Source organism: Micromonospora sp. NPDC007271 (assembly GCF_040634005.1).
Classification (GTDB): Bacteria; Actinomycetota; Actinomycetes; order Mycobacteriales; family Micromonosporaceae; genus Micromonospora.
Genome location: NZ_JBEYER010000043.1, coordinates 20059 through 43551 on the forward strand (window position 1 = coordinate 20059; position 23493 = coordinate 43551).

Genomic DNA, 23493 nt, shown 5'->3' on the forward strand with positions numbered 1-23493 from the left:
CACTCCTCGCGCTCACGGGTACCCGTCTTCGTTCGCGACTGCGGGGCTCGCAAGACCGGCTCACTCCTCGCGCTCACGGGTACCCGTCTTCGTTCGCGACTGCGGGGCTCGCAAGACGGCTCACTCCTCGCGCTCACGGGTGCGGGCGGCTCAGCCGACCACCGGGGCGGTGCCGGCCGGCCCCCCGTGCACCCGGGCCACCCAGGCGTCCGGGTCGCCCAGCTCGTCGAGTCGGGGCAGGGTCAGCGGCGAAGCGAAGATCTTGTTGAAGCCGGCCATGCCGACCCGGTCGACCACACCGTGCACGAACTTGCGCCCCTCGGCGTACTGGCGCATCTTGACCTCGATGCCGAGCAGCCGACGGATCGCCTTCTCCAGCGGGTTGCCGGACTCCCGGCGGCGGTTGAACGTCGCCCGGATCGACTCGACGCTGGGGATCACCTGGGGACCGACGCCGTCCATCACGAACTCGGCGTGCCCCTCCAACAGGGTCATCAGGGCGGTCAGCCGGTCGAGCACGGCCCGCTGCGCCGGGGTCTGCACGAGGTCCAGCACGCTGGCCCGGCTGTCCGGGTCCTTCACCGCGTCGGCCAGGGTGGCGACACCTCGCCGCAGCCGCTCCAGCAGGTGCTCGCCGCCCTGCGCCGCGTCCACGAACGCCTGCACCTCGCTGAGGAAGTACGCCCGCATCCACGGCACGGCGGTGAACTGGGTCCGGTGGGTCACCTCGTGCAGGCACACCCAGAGCCGGAAGTCCCGGGGGTCGGCCTGCAGCTTCCGCTCCACCTCGACGATGTTCGGCGCGACCAGCAGCAGTTGGCCGGGGTCGCCGGCGAAGACCTCGTACTGGCCGAGCACCCGGCCGGAGAGGTACGCCAGGACCGTGCCGGCCTGCACCCCGGTGAGGCGGGAGCCGATCGCCTCGGTCAGCGGCCCGGGGCGCTTGTCGCCGGAGAGGCGGTTCACCAGCGGGCCGATCACCTCGCGCAGCCCGTCGATGTTGGCGGCCGCCCAGTCCCGGCGGTCGACCACGCGTACCGGGGGATGGGTGACCTGGGCGCGCAGGCCGGTGTAGTCCGCGACGTGCCCGGCCGCCTCCTCGGTCAGCCGGCGCAGCTCACCGACCACGTCGGTGGCCTCGGCGTACGACACGCGGGGGCCCGACTTGCCCAGCGCCCCCGCGGTGGCGGCGGCCAGATCCCAGTCCACGAACTGCGCCATGAACCCACCGTACCCGCGCCGCGACACCCCCACCCCGGCTCGCGGCGGGCGATCGATGCCGCTCGCCCGGGTCGGGACCTCGGTCCCGACCCGGGCGACGAACGCCGGATGCGGATCAGCGGCAGCCGCAGCCGGCCAGGGCGGAGCTGATCCGGTCGAGAGCCTCCCGGGTCTCGTCGAGGCCGCCGGTCGTCCGGTCGGTCAGCACGGCGAAGGTGAGCAGCCGGCCGTCGGCGGTGGTGACCAGCCCGGCGATCGCGTTGACCCCGGTCAGCGTGCCGGTCTTGGCCCGGACCACGCCGGCCCCGGCCTTCGTCGCCGCCTTCTGGTAGCGGCTGTCCAGGGTGCCGGACCAGCCGCCGACCGGCAGACCGCCGAAGATCGCCGCCAGCTCCGGGTGACTGCCGTTGCCAGCGAGGGTGATCAGGTCGGTGAGCAGGGACGGGCTGATCCGGTTGGTCCGGGACAGCCCACTGCCGTCGGCCAGGCTGATCTCGTCGGCCGGCAGGCCCAGCTCGCCCAGCACCTGGTCGGTGGCGGCCGCGCCGCCGACGAACGAGGCCGGCTTGCCCTTGGTCAGCGCCACCTGCCGGGCCAGGTACTCGGCGACGACGTTGTCGCTGTCGCTGATCATGATGTCGACCAGCCGGATCATCGGCAGTGACTCGACCTTGCCCAGCTCCGTGCCGGGCGCCCCGGCCGAGGCGCCGGAGGCGGCGGGCGCGCTGCCCCGCTTCACCTCAGCGGCGTCGCCGGAGAGCCCGAGCAGCTTCGCGAACTGCCGGCCAGCGGTGAGGTCCGGCTGCGGCACCCGCTCGGCCGCGCCGTGAGCCTCGTCGAAGTTCTTCCGGGCCCGCTCCGGATCCTTTCGCGCGGCGTCGGTCGTCAGCGCCGTGATCGGCGCGCCGAACCCGCCGGTCGGGATGTCGTCGTCCCAGCCGGGCTCGTACACCGGGCCGGAGAACAGGGACGAGTCGACGGTGACCTTCGTCGGTGCGGTGCCGCCGAGCGCCTTGCGCACCTGGCCGGCCAGGTCGTCGAGCCGGGCCGCGCCCGGGTAGAAGCCGTTCTTGTCCACGGCGAGGGACGGATCGCCGCCGCCGACGAGGACCACCTCGCCGGGGGCCGCGCCGGCCACCGCCCGGGTGGGGATGCGATACGCCGGCCCCCGGGCGGCCAGCGCGGCCACCCCGGTCGCCAGCTTGGTCACCGAGGCGGGGACGGTGGGATCGTCCTGCCCACGGCCGTACAGCTCCTGGCCGGTGGCCACGTCGGCCACCGACACGTTCACCCGGTCGCCGAGCGCGGCGGCGCGGACCAGCGGCTCGAGCGCGGCACGTACCCCCTCCGGGGTCGGCAGCGGCGCGTTGGCGTCGGCGCCGGCGAGCACGGCGGGTGGGTCGGGCTCGGACGGCTGGGCGCTCGCCTTCGGCGCGGCTTCGCCACCGAGCCAGCCGGCGACCGGGCCGGGGCGGACCACGACCAGCCCGACGCCGGCCAGGACGACGATCAGCACGACGGACAGCACCGCGACCAGCCGGAGCCGGCGGCGCGGGGGCGGCGGGGGTGGGGGCGGCGCGGCCCCGTACGGCGGGACCGGCGGGCTCACCGGCATCCCGCCGGGCGTGTCGTGCGCCGGCCCGCTCACCGGGGCGTTCGGGCCCTGGCCGTACCACCCCGGGTCGGCCCGGGTCGCCGGATCGCCGCCATACGTCCGGTGGTCACCGCCATAGGCCCGGGGGTCGCCGCCGTACGCCCGGGAGTCGACGCGGCCCCCCGGGTCGGCGCCATAGGCCCGGGAGTCGACGCGGCCCCCCGGGTCGGCGCCATAGGCCCGGGGATCGGCGCCGTACGCCCGGGGGCCGGCGCCATGGGCCTGCGGATCGGCGCCGTACGGCCGGGGGTCGCCGCGGCCGACGGGGGCGGACCCGGTCGGCCGGACGGGGACGCGCGGGAACTGCGCGTCGGGGACCGGTACGCGCCCGGTCGCACCGCCGGAACCGGAAGCGCCGGACCCGCGTCCGTCAACCCTCTCGGGGCGGTAGTGTGAATCTTCCCTCCCCACGACCCCCTCCTCCCCCGCTCGAAAGCACCTTGAGTGACACTACTTCGGTCCGAACACTATGCGGCGGCCGGAGCCGGCGGGGGTGATTCCCCCTGTCCGGGAGCGGCGACACTGGTTCCGTTGGCCAGCGTGGGCAAACGAGGGAGCGTGGAAGATGGATTTCGACGTCACGGTTGAGATCCCGAAGGGTCACCGCAACAAGTACGAGGTGGACCACGTGACCGGCCGAATCCGGCTGGACCGCACCCTCTTCACCTCCACGCAGTACCCGGCCGACTACGGCTTCATCGAGGGCACGCTGGGCGAGGACGGCGACCCGCTGGACGCGCTGGTGCTGGTGCCCGAACCCACCTTCCCGGGCTGCCTGATCCGCTGCCGCACCATCGGCATGTTCCGGATGACCGACGAGAAGGGCGGCGACGACAAGGTCCTCTGCGTCCCCTACGAGGACCCGCGCCAGGAGCACCTGCGGGACATCCACCACCTGGGCGAGTTCGACCGGCTGGAGATCCAGCACTTCTTCGAGGTGTACAAGGACCTGGAGCCCGGCAAGTCGGTCGAGGGCGCGACCTGGGTGGGCCGCACCGAGGCCGAGGCCGAGATCCGGGCCTCGTTCCAGCGCGCCAAGGAGGCCGCCGAGCGCGGCGAGCACTGATCTTCGACGTCGACGGGCCCGGGCCGCTCCACGGAGTGGCCCGGGCCCGCGCGTCTAATCAGCCGAGCAACCCGCGGGCCCGGTCGTAGAGGTGCAGCACCGCACAGGCCACCGGCACCACGGAGACCACTAGCGCCGTGTCGGCCAGGTCGGCCAGGCGACCGAGGTACGGGGAGGCCGGGCGCCGCGCGTACGCGGCGCCGGCCGCGACGGCGAGCAGGGCCAGGGTGAGCCCGCCGACGGCCAGCGCGAACCGGCCGCCGGGGCCGACGTGGCCGACGAGCACCGCGCCGAGCAGGACGTACCCGGCCAGCCCGGCGGCGACCGGGGGCACCCGGTGACGGACGGCCACGAACAGCCGGGAGCGCAGCAGCAGCACACCGCAGCCCACCGCCGCCAGCAGCCGGCCGGACCACCCGCCGGCCGCGGCCAGCACCGCCGCGGCGGCGACCGCCAGCAGGGCGTGCCCGAGCAGCATCCCGGTGAGCATCTCCTCGGTCCGGGCCACCGCCGCGTGCACCCGGCCCCTGTCGGGCAGGTCGCGGACGCCGCCGGAGCCGCCGGCCGGGTTGGCCGGCGGCAGGGTGATCGGCGGCAGCGGCATCTTGCCGAGGCGGATGGCCAGCAGCGGCAGCCCGCCGAGGGCGAAGACCAGCACGCACAGCAGCACCGCGGCGGTGCCCGCCGGGTCGAGGGAGAGCCCGCCGAGGGCGGCGAGCCAGCCGGCCGCCCCGACGGTGGCCCCGGCCACGCAGACGCGGGACCGGCTCGCCACTCCGAGCAGGCCGAGCACCGACACCAGCAGCAGCGCCACCGAACCGGCCAGCAGTTCGGGCGCACCCACCCAGGGCAGCGGCCCGAACGGGCCGATCGGATCGCCGGAACCGACCGCGAGGGCACCGGCCGCTGCGGCGTACGGCAGGGCGTAACCGCCGAGGGTGGCGGCCGCCGGCCCGTCGCCGTACGCGCGGGAGGCGACGGTGGCGGCGAGCACGAGGAGCAGGCTCACGGTGGCGGCGACCGGCCAGCCGGTCCGGTGCCCGGGACCGGCGGCCAGCACGGCGAGCAGCCCCACGGCCAGCGGCACGCCCGCCCCGGCCAGCGCGGCGGCCCGGGTGGCGGCCGGCGACCAGGCGGTGCCCCGCCGCCGGGCCCCGTCGGCGATCGCCTCGACCACGTCGTCGTACTCCAGCTCGGGCCACTCGGCCCGGGCCGGGACGAGGTGCAGCACCTCGCCGTCGCGTACGCCCTGCGGGAGCAGCGCCTGCGCGGTGGTCAGGACGACGCCGTCGGTGCGGCGCAGCACCCAGCCGCCGTGCCGCTCGCCGTCGTCGGCGAGCCCCTCCCCGGCGTGCCGGAGCACCTCGGGCAGCAGCTCGGCCAGGGGAACCTGCTCCGGCAGGGCCACGTCCACCCGTCGCTGAGGGGCGCTGATCGTGACCCGGGCCAGCCCGGTCGTCATCGAGGTAACTCCATATCGAGCGAGAGCGGTGGCTGACGGACACCAGGACTTTACCTACCATGAGCCAGGCTCGGGTTACCCAGAGCCACAATTGGAGGGTCCGTGTCCACTGTCGTCATCAAGCGACCGCCGCGCCGACCGGCCCCGGAGATCCCGGCCGGCGAGCTGCCCGTGGAGGCGCCGCCGGAAATCCCGGTAGCCGTCGGCGGGCGCTGGCAGCAGGCGCTGATGGTGCTGCCCATGCTCGGCGGCGCGGTGGCGATGGCGATGATGTTCGGCCGGGGCGGCGGCGCCTACTCGTACGTGGTGGGCGGCATGTTCGGGCTCTCGTCGGTGGCGATGCTGGTCACCTCCTGGGGCAGCGCCTCCGGCACCCCGCGCAGGTCGGAGATGATGGCCGCCCGCCGGGAGTACCTGCGGCACCTGGCCGCCCTGCGCCGCCGGGTCCGGGAGACGGCCGCAGCGCAGCGGGCCGGACTCTACTACCGGCACCCCGACCCCGGGCGGCTCTGGTCGACGGTGAACAGCCACCGGGTGTGGGAGCGCCGGCCGGGCGACCCGGACTTCGCCGTGGTCCGGGTCGGGGTCGGGCCGCAGACGCTGGCCACCCCGCTGGTCCCGCCGGTCACCCGACCGTTGGAGGAGCTGGAGCCGATGACCGCGGGGGCGCTGCGCCGCTTCCTCGACGCCTACTCGGTGGTGCGGGATCTGCCAGTGGCGCTCTCGCTGCGCAGCTTCGCCCGGGTCTACGTGCGCGGCCCGGGCGTGCCCGGCGGTTCCCCGGCCGCGCAGGCGCTGGCCCGGGCCGTGCTCACCCAGCTCGCCGTCTTCCACGCCCCCGAGGAACTGCTCATCGCGATCTGCGCGGGGCCGGAACGGCGGGCGCTCTGGGAATGGGTGAAGTGGCTGCCACACGCCCACCACCCGAGCCGCACCGACGCGCTCGGCCCGGTCCGGCTCGTCAGCAGCTCCGCCGCCGAGCTGGAACGGCTCCTCGACGAGGTGCTGGCCAGCCGGTCCCGGTTCAGTCCGGCCGGACCGGCGACGGACGGACCGCACGTGGTGGTGGTGCTCGACGGCGGCGACCTGACCGGGGCCACCGGCCTGGTCGGCGACGGCGGCATCGACGGGGTCACCGTGCTCGACCTGGACACGCCGCCGCCCCGCCTGCTCGACCGGTACGCCCTCCTGCTCGACCTGGCCGACGGCCGGCTACGCTCGCACTCCGCCGAGGGGGCCGCGGACGTCGGCACCGCCGACGGGCTGGACCTCGCCGACGCCGAGGCGGTCGCCCGGCGGCTCGCCCCGCTGCGGCTCGCCGGCACGGTACGCGGAGCCGACGCCCCGCCGGGCGCCGAGCCGGGTCTGCCTGAGCTGCTCGGCATCGGCGACCCGGAGGGCTTCACCGCCGAGCAGGGCTGGACGCCCCGCGCCGCCCGGGACCGGCTGCGGGTGCCGATCGGGGTGGGCGCCGACGGCGGCGGTGCGATCGAGCTGGACCTCAAGGAGTCGGCGCAGGACGGCATGGGCCCCCACGGTCTGCTCATCGGCGCGACCGGCTCCGGCAAGTCCGAACTGCTCCGCAGCCTGGTGCTCGGGCTGGCTGCCACGCACAGCTCGGAGCAGCTCAACTTCGTCCTGGTCGACTTCAAGGGCGGCGCCACCTTCGCGCCGTTCGAGCGGCTGCCGCACACCGCCGCGGTGATCACCAACCTGGCCGACGCGCTACCGCTGGTCGACCGGATGGTGGACGCCATCAACGGCGAGCTGATGCGCCGACAGGAGCTGCTGCGCCGGGCCGGCAACTTCGCCAGCCTGCGCGACTACGAGCGGGCCCGGTCCGCCGGCGCCCCGCTCGCCCCGCTGCCGTCGCTGCTGCTGATCTGCGACGAGTTCTCCGAGCTGCTCTCCGCCAAGCCGGACTTCATCGACCTGTTCGTCCAGATCGGCCGGTTGGGCCGGTCGCTCGGCGTACACCTGCTGCTGGCCAGCCAGCGGTTGGAAGAGGGCCGCCTACGGGGGCTCGACACCCACCTGTCGTACCGGATCGGGTTGCGCACCTTCTCCGCGCTGGAGTCGCGGACGGTGCTCGGCGTGCCGGACGCGTACGAGCTGCCCCGCACCCCCGGGCACGGCTACCTGCGCGCGGGCACCGATCCGCTGGTCCGGTTCAAGGCCGCGTACGTCTCCGGCCCGGCCCGCCGCCGGGGCGGTCCGGCCGGCGGGGCGGGCGGGGGTCCGCCCCGGCTGCTGGCCTTCTCCACCCATCTCGTGCCGGTGCCCGAGCCGGCCTCGCAGGCCGCGCTCCCCGTCGTCGAGGAGGCCACCGAGAGCCTGCTCGACCTGCTGGTCGGGCGGCTCGCCGGGCAGGGGCCGCCGGCGCACCAGGTGTGGCTGCCGCCGCTGGACTCCTCCCCCGCCCTCGATGAGCTGCTCGGCCCGGTCGGCGTCGACCCGGTACGCGGGCTCACCGTCGGCAACCCCGAACTGCACGGCGCCCTCCAGGTTCCGGTGGCGGTGGTGGACAAGCCGTTCGAGCAGCGCCGGGACCTGTTGTGGCTGGCTCTGGACGGGGCGGCCGGCCACGTGGCGGTGGTGGGCACCACGCGCAGCGGCCGGTCCACCCTGCTGCGTACGCTGATCTGCGCGCTGGCGCTCACCCACACCCCGGCCGAGGCACAGGTCTACTGCCTCGACCTCGGCGGCGGGACGCTCGGCGCGCTGCGCGACCTGCCGCACGTCGGCGGGGTGAGCGGGCGGTCCGACGACACCGCGGTACGCCGGACGGTCGGCGAGATCGTCACCCTGCTGGCCGAGCGGGAGCGGCGCTTCGCCGAGGCGGGCGTGGAGTCGATGGCGGCCTGGCGACGGCGGCGGGCCGCCGCGCTGGCCGGTGGGCAGCCCGGCACCGACCCGTTCGGCGACGTGTTCCTGGTGATCGACGGCTGGAACAGCCTGCGCACCGAGTACGAGGACCTGGAACCGCTGGTCACTGAGCTGGCCACCCGGGGCCTGGCGTACGGGGTGCACGTGGTGGCCAGCGCGCTGCGCTGGTCGGACTTCCGGCCGGCGATCCGGGACCTCTTCGGCTCGCGGCTCGAACTGCGCCTCGGCGACCCGGCCGACTCACTGGTGGTCAAGCGCCCGGTCGCGGCGACCGTGCCGGACGGGCAGCCGGGACGGGGCATCACCGGGGGCGGGCTGCACTTCCTCACCGCCGAGCCCCGGGTCACCGGCCTGGGCGCGGAGACGACCGACCTGGTCAAGGCGATCACCGAGGCGTGGACCGGCCCGCCGGCACCCCGGGTGCGACTGCTCCCACCGGTGCTGCCGTACGCCGAGTTGGACCAGCGGGCGACCAGCGGGCTCGCCTTTCCGATCGGGGTGGCCGAGGCGGACCTGCGCCCGGTGGTGCTGGACTTCGCCACCGAGCCGAACTTCGTGGTGTTCGGCGAGGCGGAGTGTGGCAAGTCGTCGTTCCTGCGCGCGCTGGCCACCTCGATCGTCAACCGGTTCTCGCCCGAGCAGGCCCGGGTGATGCTGGTGGACTACCGGCGCAGCCTGATGGGGACGATCGAGACGCCGCACCTGATCGGGTACGGCACGGCGGCGCCGCACACCACCGAGCTGATCGAGTCGGCGGCCGGCTACCTCCAGGGGCGGATCCCCGGGCCGGAGGTCACTCCGGCCGAGCTGCGCAGCCGGTCGTGGTGGACCGGGCCGGAGCTGTTCGTGCTGGTGGACGACTACGATCTGGTGGCCGGCGGGCCGACGAACCCGCTGCGCGCGCTGGAGGAGCACCTGCCGCACGCCCGGGACGTCGGCCTGCACCTGGTGCTGGCCCGCCGCACCGGCGGGGCCGGCCGGACCTCGTACGAGCCGATCATCCAGCGGCTGCGGGAACTCTCGACGCCCGGCCTGGTGATGTCCGGCGGGCCGGAGGAGGGGCCGCTCGTCGGTCAGGTGAAGGCAGGTCCACTGCCGCCCGGCCGGGGCCGCCTGGTCACCCGCCGGGAGGGCGTACGCCTGGTGCAACTGGCCCACCTACCGCCAGGCTGACCGCTCCACCGACTTGCCCCGTGACGTACGGGAGAACCGGTAATCTCCGAGCAGCGTGTTTCGGTCGGGATGGAATGGCTGGGGAATGTGACCAGGGATCGGCAGGGAGCCTCGACCGCGATCCGGCGTCTGGCCGGTCGCGGGCTGCTCGGCTTGGTGGCCACCGTCGCCGCCGTGGTCGGCCCGCTGGCCCCGCCCGCGCACGCGGCCCCGCCCGCGCACACCGCCTCGGCGCGGCCGGGCACCGCGGCCGGGCCGGCCTGGCTGGCCCCCGTGGACACGACCGCCCGGGTGGACCAGGTCCGCGAGGAGCAGTGGCAGCTCGACGAGCTGCGGGCGAAGACCGCGTGGCGTACGTCGACCGGGCGCGGCGTGGTGGTCGCGGTGGTCGATTCCGGAGTGGACGGTAGCCACCCGGACCTGGCCGGTCAGGTGCTGCCCGGCATCGACCTGGTCTCTCCCGACCGCGCCGACGGGCCGGACCCGGTGGGGCACGGCACCACGGTCGCCGGCCTGATCGCCGGACGCGCCGACGACGACCGCGGCGTGGTCGGGCTGGCGCCGGACGCCCGCATCCTTCCGGTCCGGGTGCTCGACGACGAGAACCGCTACGACGACGCGATGATCGTCGCCAAGGGCGTGCGCTGGGCGGTCGACCAGGGCGCCCGAGTGATCAACCTGTCGCTGGGCGGCAGCGGCGACAGCCCCGCCCTGGCCGCGGCCCTCGACTACGCCTTCGCCCGGGACGTCGTGGTGGTCGCCTGCACCGGCAACCTGGCCACCTCGAAGACCTCCAAGGTCTGGTATCCGGCCCGCGAGCCGGGCGTGATCGCCGTCGCCGGCCTCGAGCGCAACACGCAGAACCTCTGGTCCGGGTCGATCACCGGGCCGCAGACAGTGCTCACCGCGCCGGCCACCGCGCTCTTCGGGGCCCGCCCCGGCGGATACTGGCGGGTGCAGGGGACCAGCTTCGCGGCCCCGCTGGTCGCCGCGACGGCCGCCCTCATCCGGGCCCGCTACCCGCAGATGTCCGCCGGGGACGTCATCAACCGGATGACCAGCACCGCCCGCGACCTCGGCCCCACCGGCCGCGACGACCGGTTCGGCTTCGGCATGGTGGATCCGGTGGCCGCCCTGACCACCGACGTGCCGTCGGTCGGGCGCAACCTGCTCGACGACAACGACTCCCCCGGCGTGGTGGGCTTCGGCCCGGCACCCGGCTCCGGCCCGGACGCCGCCGAGGCCGCCGGGGCGGGGCCCAAGCCGTTCACGTTCACCGCCCCCCGGCAGCAGAGCCGGTGGTCGGCCCGGGCGGCCGGGCAGGCCGACGAGCCGGCGCCGGAGCGGCTCTGGGCCGGTCTCGCCCTGTTCGTCGCCCTGGTCACGGGCGCGGCGCTGGTGGTCCGCTGGCACCGGCAGGCGCGCCGCTGAACCGCGGCCGGGCTGACCGGGCGGGTCTCTGGGTAGTGGTCACCGGATGAAGCGGGCAGGCACGGGCGACCGGTGGTCCGCCGTCGAGCGGTCCTGGCGGGAGCGCCGCCTCGACCCGGAGCGTTCGCTGGGTCTCCGCCTCACCCTGGCCGCCGCGGCATTCCTGGTGCTGGTGCCGTTCACCCTACTGACGCTGCTGGTGCTGGCCGCCTGGCCGCCGCTGCACCGGCTGGACGCCGCGGTGACCGACACGCTGCACCGGTACGCCCTCGACCACCCGGCCTGGGTACGGCTGATGAGTCTCTGGACCGACGTCTTCGCGCCCGGCCCGCTGCGGATCGCCGCCGGGGCGGTGGTCGTCTGGCTGCTGCTCCGCCGGGCCCACCGGCCAGCCGTCATCCGGTCCGAAGCGCCGTCCAGCGGCGCGGAGGCCGAATCAGGGCCCCTGGCGCTCTGGGTGGTCACCACGATGACCGTCGGCGGCCTGCTCGGCGCGCTGCTCAAGCTGCTGGTCGGCCGGCACCGGCCGGAGCTGCTCGACCCGGTGGCGCGGGCGACCGGGTTCGCCTTCCCGTCCGGGCACGCGCTGAACGCCACCCTGGCCGCCGGGGTCCTGCTGCTGGTCCTCCTGCCGTTCGCCCGCGAGCGGCGGTCACTGCGCTCGGCGCTCTGGGCCGCGGCGGTGCTGATCACGGTGGTGACCGGGCTGAGCCGGATCGCGCTGGGCGTGCACTGGACCAGTGACGTGGTCGGCGGGTGGCTGCTCGGCCTGGCGGTGCTCGCCGCGACGACGGCCGCCTTCCGCACCTGACGGGCCCGGACGGGTCGGCGGCCCGCGCGTACCGACCGGGAGGGCGTCGAGCCGGAGCTGGCCGAATCCGGCCCGGACGGCCCGCCGAGGTAGCCCGCCCGGGCGGGTGGCGCCGGGAGGCGTCGCGCTCCGGCGCCGCCGGCCCGCTCAGGTGCAGTCGCCGGTGCCCACCGCCCGGGTACGCTCGGCGCCCGTCAGGGCCACCGGCCGGGCCTCGGCGGCGGTCACCGCGAAGCCGGTGTTCGGGTCGTCGGCCGCCGCCGCGAAGATCACCCCGAGCACGAGCCCGTTCGAGGAGACCAGCGGGCCACCCGAGTTGCCGCTACGGACCCACGACCGGATCGTGTAGATCTCCCGCGTCACGTCGCCGGAGGAGTAGATGTCCGGGCCGGTGATGCGGTCGACGTCCCGGATCCGGGCCGGTCGGGCGTCGTACGGGCCGTCCAGGGGGAAGCCCAGCACGATGGCGTCCGCCCCGGTGCCGGCCTGCCCGGCGGCGAAGCGGAGGGACGGCCCGGGCAGTCCCGGCACGTACAGCACAGCCAGGTCCCGCTGCGGGTCGTAGACGACCACCTCGCCGTCGTAGCGCTCGCCGCGCAGCTCCACCGCCACCGAGCGGGTGCCCGCCACGACGTGCGCGTTGGTCATCACCCGGTCGTCCGCGTACACGAAGCCGGAGCCCTCGATGCGGCGGGAGCAGCTGGGCGCGGAGCCCAGCACCTTCACCACCGAACGCTGGCTGTTCGCCACCACCTGCGAACCGGCCAGGGTCGGGTCCGGCGGAGAGACCTGTCGGGCGCGGGTCGGCGCGAGGTTGCCGAAGACGTCCGGGAAACCGTTGGTGTCGACCGTGTCACGCAGCGCCGTGGAGAGCTGCTGCGCCTTGTCGGGCATGATCCGGTCGATCACCGTGAGCAGGGCGCTGTTACGCACCGAGGAGGCCACCCAGGGCACCCCCGAGGAGCCCAGCGGCACCATGACCAGCCAGACCACGAGCATGACCGCCACGACCGAGACGAGCGCGCCGCCGATGTCGTCGAGCCGCCGGGCCAACGGGCTGGTGATGGTCTGGCGCAGGTGGGAGCCGATCCAGCCGGCCAGCGCCTGCCCCAGCACAGCGAGCCCGAAGATCGCCACCAGGGAGATCAGCACCCGGGTCCCGCTGTCGGAGAACTGCCGGGCGGCCAGCGGGCCGACCTGGAGGCCGACCAGCACGCCCAGGAAGAACCCGGAGAGCGACAGCGCACCGATGGCGAAGCCCTGGCGGTATCCGCTGATTGCGAACACCAGCATGAGCAGGAGCAGTACGAGATCCACGGCGGACACCCGTCAAGGGTACGGGCACCAGACAGACCGGTGGCTCATCGCTCGCGGAACGTGACCGTCAGTTCAACGAACCGGGCTCTCGTCAACCACGTCGGTGCCCGCCGAGGGTGCCGGGGCGGCCCCGGTCGGCGGCAGCTCCACCACCCGGGAGCGCGGCCAGGGGCGGGCCCAGCCCCCCATCTGCAGCAGCGCGTCGAGCACCCCGGCGGTGAAGCCCCAGACGAGCATGCCCCGTACGGAGAAGGCCGGGCCGATCCAGCCACTCGGGTGGCGTACCCGCATCCGGTTCTCCGGGTCCACCAGTTCGCTGACGGGCAGCCGCGCGACGTGCGCCACCTCGGCCGGTTCGCAGGGGTGCACCGGGTGCGGGGCGTGCCACCAGGCGAGCACCGGCGTGACCACGAAGTCGCTGACCGGGATCCACAGCTTGGGCAGCTCGGCGAGCACGGTGACGCTGGCCGGGTCGAGCCCGACCTCCTCGTTCGCCTCCCGCAGCGCGGTGGCGCTGGCGTCGGCGTCCTCCGGGTCGGCCGCGCCGCCGGGGAAGGCCGGCTGCCCGGCGTGGTTGCGTAGCGTGGCGGCGCGCTGCAGGACCAGCACATCGGGGCCGGCCGCCGGCTCCTCGCCGAGCAGCACCAGCACCGCGCTCTCCCGACCGCCATTTTCCGGCGTGGTGAGCCGGGTGAAGTCCTCGGCGCGGGCGGTGCCGAGCCGGTTGAGCAGCGGGTCCAGCCACGCCGGCGGCTGCCGGGTCACGATCCCTGCTCCGTCCGCACCTCCACGCCGAGATACCGCCGAACCAGCTCGGCCAGGCGTACGTCGTCGAGCGCGCCGGTCGAGTCGGTGTGCCGGATCCGGCCGTCCCCGTCGACGAGCACGGTCAACGGGAAGGCGTTACGTTCGAGCGCCCGCTCGAACGCGTCGCCCTGGTCGACCAGCATGGGGAAGCGGACGCCGAAGTCCTCGCCGATGGACTGCGCTCCGCCGCGGCTGTCCCGGCTGTTCACCCCGATCACCTGGAGCCGGCCCTCGGCCCGCTCGCTGAGCCGCTGGAAGGCGGGCAGCTCCTTGCGGCAGGGCGGGCACCAGGACGCCCAGACGTTGATCACCGCCGGGCCCTTGATGTCGCGCAGCGCGACCGGCGCCCCGCCGGTGAAGCAGGCGAGGGTCAGCTCGGGCAGCTGGTCGCCCGGGGTGCCGTTCGGGGCGGGGACGGCCGAGGCCGGCGCGGCGGTCAGCGTGGCGCAGTCGGCGAACGGCGACGGGCGCTCGGCCCGGGTCGCCGGCGCCGGGCCCTCCGGCTGCTCGGCGGTGGCGGTGCAGCCGGCGACCACCAGCAGCAGCGGGGCGAGAAGGTACGCGAGCCGACGGTTCACGGCACCTCCGCCGCGACCGCCTGCTGCGGCACCAGATCCGGGTCGATGCCGACCGCCGCCGCGAGATCCCGGGCGCGGGGCCCCTTGAGCAGCTTGGCCGCCACCACCGGATCGGTCGGCCCGGTGCCGTACGACGGGCAGAGCTTCACCAGCGTGCAGGCGCCGCAGGCGGGCTTGCGGGCGTGGCAGACCCGCCGACCGTGGAAGATCACCCGGTGCGACAGCATCGTCCAGTCGCGCTTCGGGTACAGCGCGCCGACGGCGTGCTCGATCTTGACCGGGTCGGTCTCGGCGGTCAGCTTCCACCGGTGCACCAGCCGTTGGAAGTGGGTGTCGACGGTGATGCCGGGGACCCCGAAGGCGTTGCCGAGGATCACGTTGGCGGTCTTGCGGCCGATGCCGGGGAGGGTGACCAGGTCGGCCAGCCGGCCCGGGACCTCGCCGTCGTACCGCTCACAGAGCGCCCGGCCCAGGTTGATCAGTGAGCTGGTCTTGTTGCGGTAGAACCCGGTGGGCCGGATCAGCTCCTCCAGCTCGGCGCGGTCCGCCCCGGCGTAGTCGGCGGCGGTGCGGTAGCGGGCGAAGAGCTTCGGGGTGACCTCGTTGACCTTCTTGTCGGTGCACTGGGCCGACAGGATGGTGGCGACCGCCAGCTCCAGCGCGTTGGAGTGGTCGAGTTCACAGTGCGCGTCGGGATGGGTCTCGGTCAGCACCCGGCCGATCCGCCGGGCGCGGCGCGTACGGCCGAGGTCGGTCTCGGGGGAACTCGTGGTCACGCGGGCCAGCCTACGTCGCGCGGGCGAACTCCCGGCGCGGCCCACGCGCGGGACCGGCCGGGCTACCCGCCCGCCGGCGCGGTGATCCGGCCGTCCTCGTCGAGCCGGGCGCCGGTCTTCGGGAAGTCGGCCCGGCTCACCTCCCGGACCAGCCCGAGGCCCCGGTGCTGCCGGTCGATCGCCGGTCGCCCCACGCTGTTCATCGCCGTCGAGGTGAACTCACCCTCGACGAAGCTGCCGTCCGCCGCGAGCGAGACCTTCAGCACGCCGCCCCAGCCGAGCCGTCCGGTGGGGTTCAGCGACCGCCCGCCGCCGGCGAAGTTGCCCAGGCTGTACGCGATCAGCCGACCCTTGTAGAACTCCATGCCGCGCAGCACGTGCGGGCCGTGCCCGATCACCAGGTCGGCACCGGCGTCGATCACCGCGCGTGAGAAGCGGACCGGGTCGCCCCGGTTCTCGCCGTAGAACATCTCGGTGCCCGGCTTCACCCGGGTCTTCTCGGCGCCCTCGGCCCCCATGTGCACCTGCACCACGACCAGGTCGGCCTGCTCGGTGGCCAGGGTGACCACCTTCCTGGCCGCGTCCAGGTCGGTGAGGCTGTTGGACCACGGGTACGACGAGAAGCCCAGCACGGCGATCTTCACGCCCTTCACCTCGACGACGGTGATCTCGCCGGGCGCGCCGGTGTGCTTGAGCCCGTGCGCCTCCAGCGCGGACTGGGTGTTCTCGTAGCCCTGCTGGCCGTAGTCGTACCCGTGATTGTTGGCCTGGTTGAGCAGCTGGAACCCGGCGGAGCGCAGATGCGCCGCGTAGCCGGGCGGCGCCCGGAACTGGTAGCAGGCCGTCGCGTTGGGTCCGCACTTGCCGGCGCCGGTGTCCTCGGTGAGTGGCTCCTCCAGGTTGCCCATCACCAGGTCGGCCTTGAGCGCGGCCTTGACGTCGTCGAAGAAGCCCTTGCCCCCGTTGGCCGGCAGCCGGGACGGAGCGTTGCCCATGATCACATCGCCGGTGGCGGCGAGCGAGACGCTCTTGCGCGGCTCGGCCGGCTGGGCGGACTGCTTGGCGCCGGCGGGGGTCCCCGCGCCGGTCGACCCGCCGGTCGACCCGCCCGTCTCGCCCGCCCGCCAGACCGGCCCGTCGTCGGTGGAGTTGGCGCAGCCGGCGGCGAGCAGGGCGAACAGCAGCATGCCGAGCGCGGCGGCCAGCCGGCGGCGGGGACGGGACGCGGCGGAAATGGGAGCGGACATCGTCCGCGACGGTACCGCCCGGAAGACGGTCTGACGACGGCCGATCGGTCGAAAACGCCCGGCCGGTCGAGCGGGGGGCCGCCGGCCGGCTCAGCCCGCCCGGCGGTCGGACCAGGGGACGACGGCTCCGGCGCCACCGGCCCGGACGGCCGCGTGCACGGCCCGGGCCAGCGGGGCACCCCAGGTCGACCGGGGGCCGCCGTACGGGGCGGGCTCACCGTCGGCCGGGCAGAGCACGGTGACCGCGTCCGTGGGCGTGCCGGTGGCGGGCAGCCCCAGCTCCCAGATCGCCTGCGCCTTGGCCTCGGTGGCCGTGGCCACCGCGTTGACCAGGGCGGCCTCGCCGAGCCGGGCCGGGACGTACACCACGATGTTGACCGTGCCGACGCGCTGAGCCGATGCCGCCGGGGTGGGCGCGGCGGCCCAGAGCGGGGTGCCGAGCCCGACCGTCGCCCAGACCCGAACGCCGGTGTCGGCCCGGGCCACCACCTCGGCCACGTCGACCCCGGTCAGCAGCCCCACCCCGGGCCCGGTCAGGCCCAGGCCGTCGGCCAGCTCGGCCAGGTGGTCCGCCGGGTCGTCCCGGTCGTACGACATCGGCACGGTCGCGTTGACCACCCACCGGCGTACGCCGATCCCACCGCCCAACGGGGCGGTACCGACCGCGAGCAGCGGCTCCTCGGCACGCCACACCAGCAACGGGACATCCCGCCCGTCCTCGGGACGGGTGGTCAGGAAAGGCTCGCTCAGCACGTCGCAGAGCCTACGATCCGAGGGGTGCACCTCTGATTCCTGCTCACATGCGCCTAGACTGGCGGGCGCGCGAGGGGATCAGCGGACGGCGGACCCGGCCGACGGACGGCATGCGCAGGCGGAGGTGCGCGATGGACGAGGTACTGGCCCGCAGCGGGATCTTCCAGGGTGTCGACCCGGAGGCTGCCGAGGCGCTCGCCAAGGAGATGGAGACGCTCGAGGTCCGCAAGGGCGAGGTCGTCTTCAACGAGGGTGAGCCCGGCGACAGCCTCTACATCCTCCTGTCCGGCAAGATCAAGGTGGGTCGCCGCGCGGCGGACGGCCGGCAGAACCTGATCGCCGTGATGGGCCCCTCGGACATGGTCGGCGAGCTGTCGCTCTTCGACCCCGGCCCGCGTACGGCGACGGCCACCGCGGTGACCGACACCCGGCTGGTGCGGCTGCGTAAGCAGGCACTGCGGCCCTGGCTGAACAACCGGCCCGAGATCGCCGAGCAACTGCTGCGGGTGCTCGCCCGCCGGCTCCGCCGGACCAACGACTCGCTGGCCGACCTGATCTTCACGGACGTGCCGGGCCGGGTCGCCAAGAACCTGCTCCAGATGGCCGGCCGGTTCGGCACCCGCGACGGCGGTGTGCTGCGGGTGACCCACGACCTCACCCAGGAGGAGATCGCCCAGTTGGTCGGCGCCTCCCGGGAGACCGTCAACAAGGCCCTCGCCGACTTCGCCTCGCGCGGCTGGCTCCGGCTGGACGGCAAGAGCATCATCATCCTCGACCCGGAGCGCCTGGCCCGCCGCGCGCGGGTCTGACGCCTCCTTCGCACCGCCCGGCCTGCGCGCTCGCGCCGGCCGGGCCGGTTTCGTCCGCGATCGGGCCCGCGGTCGTCGGCGCGGCCCTGGTCGTCACCGTCGCCTCCCCACGCCCTGGCCGGGGCGCCGCCCGGCGCGCCGCCCGGGGCGCCGCCCGGGGCGCCGCCCGGGGCGCCGGCGCCCACGCTACGCAGCGGCGGCAACGCCGCGCCGTCTGCCCGGCGCAGAATCGCTGGACGTCGCGGGGGGCCGGGGCCACGGTGGAGCGATGTTCGAACGTGTCGCCGTCCTCTCCGACATCCATGGGGCGCTGCCACCGCTGGAGGCCGTGCTGGCCGAGCCGGACGTCGCCTCGGCCGACCTGATCGTGCTCACCGGTGACCTCGCCGCCGGCCCGCAGCCGGTCGAGGTGCTGGACCGGCTCGCCGCGTTGGGCGATCGGGCGTGCTGGGTCGGTGGCAACGCCGACCGGGAGCTCGTCGAGGCGCGGGCCGGCCGGAAATCGCCGATCGACGTCTCGAACTGGGCCGCCGACCAGCTCCGCGACGACCAGGTTGCCCGGCTGGCCGCCCTGCCGCTGACCGTCACCCTGCCGGTCGCCGGCCTTGGCGAGGTGCTCTTCTGCCATGCCACGCCGCGCGACGACGAGGAGGTCGTGCTGGTGGACTCCCGGCCCGAACGCTGGACGGAGGTCTTCGCCGGGGTGCCGGCCGAGGTGGAGACGGTGGTCTGCGGGCACACCCACATGCCGTTCACCCGGCTGGTCGACCGCCGGCTAGTGGTCAACACGGGCAGCGTCGGCATGCCGTACGGCGGGGTGGGCGCCTGGTGGGCGCTGCTGGGCCCGGGCGTGCAGCTGCGCCGGACGCGGTACGACGTCGATGCCGCCTGCGCCCGGGTGGCCGCCGAGTCGGCCTTCCCGGACGCCGCCGGTTGGGCCGACGAGTACCTCCGCTCCCGGCACAGCGACCTCGACGCCCTCGCCGTCTTCGGCCCCCGCGACGGCCGCTGATCCCCCGGCCGTCGCTCCTCACGGGAGCGGCTCGGACCCATACCTGTCCCCACCGGCGTTACGCGGTCGGAAAAAGTCAGTCTTGACTGTTTGTTTCGGGGACGGGACGCTGTCCCCGTGCCCGCCGCATCGACCCGCGTCGCTCAGCAGGAACGCAGCCGCGCCACCCAGGCACGGCTGCTCGAGGCGACCGTCGAGTGCCTGGTCGAGCATGGCTGGTCCGGCACCACCACCACCGTCGTGGCGGCCCGGGCCGGCGTCTCCCGGGGCGCGCAGCTGCACCACTACCCGACCAGGGCAGCCCTGGTCACCGCCGCTGTCACCCATCTCACCGAACGCCGGGCGGCGGAGCTGCGCGCCGAGGCCGAGGCCGTGCCGGCCGGCCCGCGCCGCCTGGACCGGGTGGTCGACCTGCTCGCCGCCGCCTTCACCGGGCCGCTCTTCGTCGCCGCCCTGGAGCTGTGGGTCGCCGCCCGCACCGACGCCGAGTTGCGCGACGCCCTGGTGCCGCTCGAAGCCCGGGTCGGCCGTGAGATGCACCGGCTGACCGTCGAGCTGCTCGGGGTGGACGAGCGCCGCCCCGGCGTACGGGAGACGGTGCAGGTGACCCTCGACCTGCTCCGCGGCCTCGGCGTGGCCAACCTGCTCAGCGACGACTCGGCTCGCCGTACCGCTCTGCTGCACACCTGGAAGCGCCAGCTCGCCGGCCTGCTCACGCCCGACGACGGCCCACCGCGCTCCGGCGCGGCGTCCGGGAGCGAGCAGCCCTGATCCCTGACCGGCCCATCCCCCGGAGGCACCATGGTCGACCTGGCAGCGCTGCTCGCGGATCTGGCCGCCGAGTCCGAGCAGCTCGAAGCGATCGTCGCCGCACTGCCACCCGACGAGTGGGACCGGCCCACACCGGCCCCGGGCTGGACGGTCGCCCATCAGATCGCCCACCTGGCCTGGACCGACCACGTGGCCCAGCTCGCCGCCACCGACGAGGCCGCCTTCTACGCCTCGGTCACGGCCACGCCGGACCTGGCACGCCTGGTCGACGACGGCGCGGAGTCGTTCCTCGCCCCGCCGGCCGAGCTGCTGGCCCGCTGGCGGCACGGCCGCGCCACGCTCGCGGCGGCCCTGGCCACCGCGCCGCCCGGCAGGAAACTGCCCTGGTACGGGACCAGGATGTCACCCGCCTCGATGGCCACCGCCCGGCTCATGGAGACCTGGGCGCACGGCGAGGACGTGGCCGAGGCGCTCGGCGTCCGGCGCGCCCCGACCGCCCGGCTGCGGCACGTCGCGTACCTCGGCTTCCGTACCCTCGGGCACGGCTTCGCCGCCCACGGCCGTCCGGTGCCGGCGGTGCCGGTGCGGGTGGAGCTGGTGGCGCCCGACGGGGAGACCTGGGCGTTCGGGCCGGCGGACGCGGCCGACCGGGTCACCGGCCCGGCGCTCGACTTCTGCCTGCTGGTCACCCAGCGCCGGCACCGCGCCGACCTGGCCCTGGTCGCCACCGGGCCGATCGCCGACGAGTGGCTCGACGTGGCCCAGGTGTTCGCCGGACCACCCGGTGCCAAGCGCGCCGCGGCCGGAGCGGCGGGGTGACGGCATGACGGTGCTGCGGGTCGGCAACGCCTCCGGCTTCTACGGCGACCGCTTCTCCGCCTGGCGGGAGATGCTCGACGGCGGCGGCCTGGACGTGCTGACCGGCGACTACCTGGCCGAGCTGACCATGCTGATCCTCGGCCGGGACCGGATGCGCGACCCCGCCCTCGGCTACACGAAGACCTTCCTCCGGCAGTTGGAGGACATCCTCGGCGCCGCGCTCGACCGGGGGGTGCGGCTGGTGGCCAACGCCGGCGGGCTCAACCCGGCCGGCCTGGCCGCCGCGATCGGCGCGCTCGCCGACCGGCTCGGCCTCACCGTCCGGATCGGGTACGTCGAGGGCGACGCCCTCCACCGGCCGGACGCGCTGACCGCCAACGCGTACCTGGGGGCGTTCGGGATCGCGGCCTGCCTCGACGCCGGGGCGGACGTGGTCGTCACCGGCCGGGTCACCGACGCCTCGCTGGCCGTCGGCCCGGCCATCGCCCGCTTCGGCTGGGGCCGGGACGACCTGGACGCCCTGGCCGGGGCCACGGTGGCCGGGCACCTGATCGAGTGCGGGGCGCAGGTCACCGGCGGCAACTTCAGCTTCTTCACGGAGCTGCCCGACGGCGGGCATCGGCCCGGCTTCCCGATCGCGGAGATCCACCCGGACGGCTCGTCGGTGCTCACCAAGCACCCCGGCACCGGGGGCGCGGTCACCGTCGAGACGGTCACCGCCCAGCTGTTGTACGAGGTGGGCGGGCCGGCGTACCTCGGGCCGGACGTGGTGACCCGGCTGGACACGGTGCGGCTGCGCCCGGACGGCCCGGACCGGGTACGGGTCAGCGGGGTCCGCGGCACGCCCCCGCCGGACACGCTCAAGGTGGGCGTCACCCACCTGGGCGGCTTCCGCAACTCGATGACGTTCGTGCTCTGCGGGCTGGACGTCCCGGCCAAGGCCGCCCTGGTCCGGGCCCAACTGGAGGAGGCGATCGGCCCGGAAGGGCTGGAGTTCGTGCTGGCCCGGACCGATCATCCGGACGCCGTCGACACCGAGACGGCGAGTGCGCTGCTGCACGTACACCTGCGGGACGGCGACCGGGCGCGGGCCGGGCGGGCCTTCTCGGCGGCCGCGGTGGAGCTGGCCCTGACCTCCTACCCGGGCTGCACGCTGACCACCCCGCCCGGCGACGCGACGCCCTACGGCGTCTTCACGGCAGACACGGTGCCGCAGAACGCGGTCGCCCACGTCGCCGTGCTGCCGGACGGCACCCGGGTCCCGATCCCACCCCCGCCCGGCAGGTGTTTGCAGGGGCCCCCTGTACAACAGAATCCGTTAACCGGGGGCCCTTCCTTGCACGCGACGCGGCGCGGGCCGCTGGGTGAGCTGGTGGGGGCGCGGTCGGGGGACAAGGGCGGGGACGCCAACCTCGGCGTCTGGGCCCGGACCGACGCGACCTGGGCCTGGCTGCGCGGCTGGCTGACCGTCGACCGGCTGGCCGAGCTGCTGCCCGAGACCGCCCCGCTGGCCGTGGAGCGGTACGAGCTGCCGAACGTGCGCGCCGTCAACTTCGTGCTCCGGGGGCTGCTCGGCCAGGGCGTGGCCGCCTCGACCCGGTTCGACCCGCAGGCCAAGGCGCTCGGGGAACTGCTCCGCTCCCGGGTCGTGGACCTGCCGGCCGACCTGCCCACCGGCCGGGCGCCGATCCCGGGGAAGGAGCAGCCGTGACCATCGTGGACACCCCGGAACGCCGGCAGCTCCGCGAGCTGACCCGCGCCTTCGTGACCAAGGAGGTCCTGCCGTACCTGAACGACTGGGAGCGGGCCGGCGAGGTGCCCCGGTCGTTGCACGAAACCGCCGCGAAGGCGGGGCTGCTCGGCATCGGCTTTCCCGAGTCGGTCGGCGGCAGCGGCGGTGACCTGCTCGACTCGATCGTGGTCACCGAGGAGATGATCCGCTCGGGTGGCTCGTCCGGGCTGGTCGCGGCCCTGTTCACCCACGGCATCGCGCTGCCCCACATGGTGGCCGCACGGAACGACGACCTGATCGACCGGTACGTCCGGCCGACCCTGGCCGGCACGATGATCGGCGCGCTGGCGATCACCGAGCCGGACGGCGGCTCCGACGTGGCGGGCATCCGCACCTGCGCCCGCCGGGACGGCGACCACTACGTGGTGAACGGGTCGAAGACGTACATCACCAGCGGGGTGCGGGCCGACTTCGTGACCACCGCCGTGTGCGCCGACCTTCCCGGGTCCGGAGAGCTCATCCTGCTGGTGATCGAGAAGGGTACGCCCGGCTTCACGGTCGGCCGGCGACTGGAGAAGTTGGGCTGGCACTGCTCGGACACCGCCGAGCTGGCCTTCACCGACGTGCGAGTGCCGGTGGCGAACCGGGTCGGCCCGGAGGACACCGGCTTCATCACGATCATGCAGCACTTCGCCACCGAGCGGCTGTCGCTGGCCACGCAGGCGTACGCGACCGCGCAGCGCTGCGTCGAGCTGGCCCTCCGGTGGTGCCGCGACCGGTCCACCTTCGGCCGCCGGCTGGCCGACCGGCAGCTGATCCGGCACCGGCTGGCCGAGATGCACACCCGGGCCGAGGCGGCGCGGGCGTACGTGCACGACGTGGCCGCCCGGGTCGCGGCGGGCCAACCGGTGGTGACCGAGGTGGCGATGGCGAAGAACGTCGCGGTGGCGGCCTGCGACCACGTGGTCGACGCGGCGCTGCAACTGCACGGCGGCTTCGGCTACCTGCGCGACGCCGAGGTGGAACGGCACTACCGGGACGCCCGCATCCTCGGCATCGGCGGCGGCACCACCGAGATCATGAACGAGATAATCGCGAAGGGCATGGGGCTGTGAGTGCGAGGAGTGAGCCGGGTCTGCGAGCCCCGCAGTCACGAACGAAGGAGCCG

At 74.9% G+C, this 23493-nt stretch carries 19 protein-coding genes; 10 read left to right on the forward strand and 9 right to left on the reverse strand.

The window, feature by feature from the left end; genetic code table 11:
* Nucleotides 1-150 precede the first annotated feature (150 nt).
* Both ABZ570_RS17190 and dacB read right to left on the reverse strand, forming a co-directional pair.
* A complete protein-coding gene (locus ABZ570_RS17190; protein ID WP_358063799.1) occupies nt 151-1221 on the reverse strand; it encodes a zinc-dependent metalloprotease in 1071 nt (356 codons plus the stop codon).
* A 115-nt stretch (nt 1222-1336) separates the two neighbouring features.
* Entirely contained in the window at nt 1337-2836 is a 1500-nt protein-coding gene (gene dacB, locus ABZ570_RS17195; RefSeq protein ID WP_358063891.1) for a D-alanyl-D-alanine carboxypeptidase/D-alanyl-D-alanine-endopeptidase, read from the reverse strand.
* A 604-nt stretch (nt 2837-3440) separates the two neighbouring features.
* Here dacB and ABZ570_RS17200 point away from each other — a divergent pair.
* On the forward strand, nt 3441-3941 hold the full coding sequence (locus tag ABZ570_RS17200; RefSeq protein WP_358063802.1) for an inorganic diphosphatase: 501 nt from the start codon (nt 3441-3443) through the stop codon (nt 3939-3941).
* A 58-nt stretch (nt 3942-3999) separates the two neighbouring features.
* Here the strand turns inward: ABZ570_RS17200 and eccD are convergent, their stop codons facing one another.
* Complete coding sequence (gene eccD / locus ABZ570_RS17205; protein ID WP_358063805.1) at nt 4000-5403, reverse strand: type VII secretion integral membrane protein EccD; 1404 nt, start codon at nt 5401-5403, stop codon at nt 4000-4002.
* Between the two features lie 102 nt (nt 5404-5505).
* Here eccD and eccCa point away from each other — a divergent pair, with 102 nt between their 5' ends.
* The 3 genes from eccCa (at nt 5506) to ABZ570_RS17220 (ending at nt 11704) form a co-directional block, all read left to right on the forward strand.
* Nucleotides 5506-9462 (forward strand): type VII secretion protein EccCa, encoded by a 3957-nt coding sequence (eccCa, locus tag ABZ570_RS17210; protein ID WP_358063808.1) that lies wholly within the window; start codon nt 5506-5508, stop codon nt 9460-9462.
* A 69-nt stretch (nt 9463-9531) separates the two neighbouring features.
* On the forward strand, nt 9532-10893 hold the full coding sequence (gene mycP / locus ABZ570_RS17215) for a type VII secretion-associated serine protease mycosin (RefSeq protein ID WP_358063811.1): 1362 nt from the start codon (nt 9532-9534) through the stop codon (nt 10891-10893).
* 46 nt (nt 10894-10939) lie between these two features.
* Entirely contained in the window at nt 10940-11704 is a 765-nt protein-coding gene (locus ABZ570_RS17220; RefSeq protein ID WP_358063814.1) for a phosphatase PAP2 family protein, read from the forward strand.
* Nucleotides 11705-11851: 147 nt separating this feature from the next.
* On the opposite strand, the gene ABZ570_RS17225 is transcribed toward ABZ570_RS17220, so the two are convergent.
* The 6 genes from ABZ570_RS17225 to ABZ570_RS17250 form a co-directional block, all read right to left on the reverse strand.
* Complete coding sequence (locus ABZ570_RS17225; RefSeq protein ID WP_358063817.1) at nt 11852-13030, reverse strand: MarP family serine protease; 1179 nt, start codon at nt 13028-13030, stop codon at nt 11852-11854.
* A 63-nt stretch (nt 13031-13093) separates the two neighbouring features.
* Entirely contained in the window at nt 13094-13786 is a 693-nt protein-coding gene (locus ABZ570_RS17230; protein WP_358063820.1) for a CoA pyrophosphatase, read from the reverse strand.
* The gene (locus tag ABZ570_RS17235) at nt 13783-14406 is read right to left on the reverse strand and encodes a TlpA disulfide reductase family protein (RefSeq protein ID WP_358063823.1); all 624 of its coding nucleotides are present in this window, start codon (nt 14404-14406) and stop codon (nt 13783-13785) included. Before ABZ570_RS17235 ends, ABZ570_RS17230 begins: the two co-directional genes overlap by 4 nt.
* On the reverse strand, nt 14403-15182 hold the full coding sequence (nth, locus tag ABZ570_RS17240) for an endonuclease III (protein WP_089004918.1): 780 nt from the start codon (nt 15180-15182) through the stop codon (nt 14403-14405). The genes ABZ570_RS17235 and nth overlap by 4 nt, the downstream gene beginning before the upstream one ends.
* Before the next feature lie 62 nt (nt 15183-15244).
* Nucleotides 15245-16429, reverse strand: coding sequence for a CapA family protein (locus tag ABZ570_RS17245; RefSeq protein ID WP_358063827.1), 1185 nt, complete (start codon nt 16427-16429; stop codon nt 15245-15247).
* A 90-nt stretch (nt 16430-16519) separates the two neighbouring features.
* The gene (locus ABZ570_RS17250) at nt 16520-17182 is read right to left on the reverse strand and encodes an adenosylcobinamide amidohydrolase (RefSeq protein WP_358063830.1); all 663 of its coding nucleotides are present in this window, start codon (nt 17180-17182) and stop codon (nt 16520-16522) included.
* Nucleotides 17183-17313: 131 nt separating this feature from the next.
* Between ABZ570_RS17250 and ABZ570_RS17255 the strand changes: the two genes are divergently transcribed.
* The 6 genes from ABZ570_RS17255 (at nt 17314) to ABZ570_RS17280 (ending at nt 23440) form a co-directional block, all read left to right on the forward strand.
* Nucleotides 17314-17991 (forward strand): Crp/Fnr family transcriptional regulator, encoded by a 678-nt coding sequence (locus ABZ570_RS17255; RefSeq protein ID WP_088981720.1) that lies wholly within the window; start codon nt 17314-17316, stop codon nt 17989-17991.
* 268 nt (nt 17992-18259) lie between these two features.
* On the forward strand, nt 18260-19003 hold the full coding sequence (locus ABZ570_RS17260) for a metallophosphoesterase family protein (RefSeq protein WP_358063833.1): 744 nt from the start codon (nt 18260-18262) through the stop codon (nt 19001-19003).
* A 117-nt stretch (nt 19004-19120) separates the two neighbouring features.
* Nucleotides 19121-19774 carry a TetR/AcrR family transcriptional regulator gene (locus tag ABZ570_RS17265; protein ID WP_358063836.1) on the forward strand — a complete coding sequence of 218 codons (654 nt, stop codon included), beginning with the start codon at nt 19121-19123 and terminating at the stop codon, nt 19772-19774.
* A gap of 30 nt (nt 19775-19804) precedes the next feature.
* Nucleotides 19805-20593 (forward strand): TIGR03084 family metal-binding protein, encoded by a 789-nt coding sequence (locus ABZ570_RS17270; protein ID WP_358063839.1) that lies wholly within the window; start codon nt 19805-19807, stop codon nt 20591-20593.
* A 4-nt stretch (nt 20594-20597) separates the two neighbouring features.
* A complete protein-coding gene (locus ABZ570_RS17275; RefSeq protein ID WP_358063842.1) occupies nt 20598-22304 on the forward strand; it encodes an acyclic terpene utilization AtuA family protein in 1707 nt (568 codons plus the stop codon).
* Complete coding sequence (locus ABZ570_RS17280; RefSeq protein ID WP_358063845.1) at nt 22301-23440, forward strand: acyl-CoA dehydrogenase family protein; 1140 nt, start codon at nt 22301-22303, stop codon at nt 23438-23440. Before ABZ570_RS17275 ends, ABZ570_RS17280 begins: the two co-directional genes overlap by 4 nt.
* Nucleotides 23441-23493 lie beyond the last annotated feature (53 nt).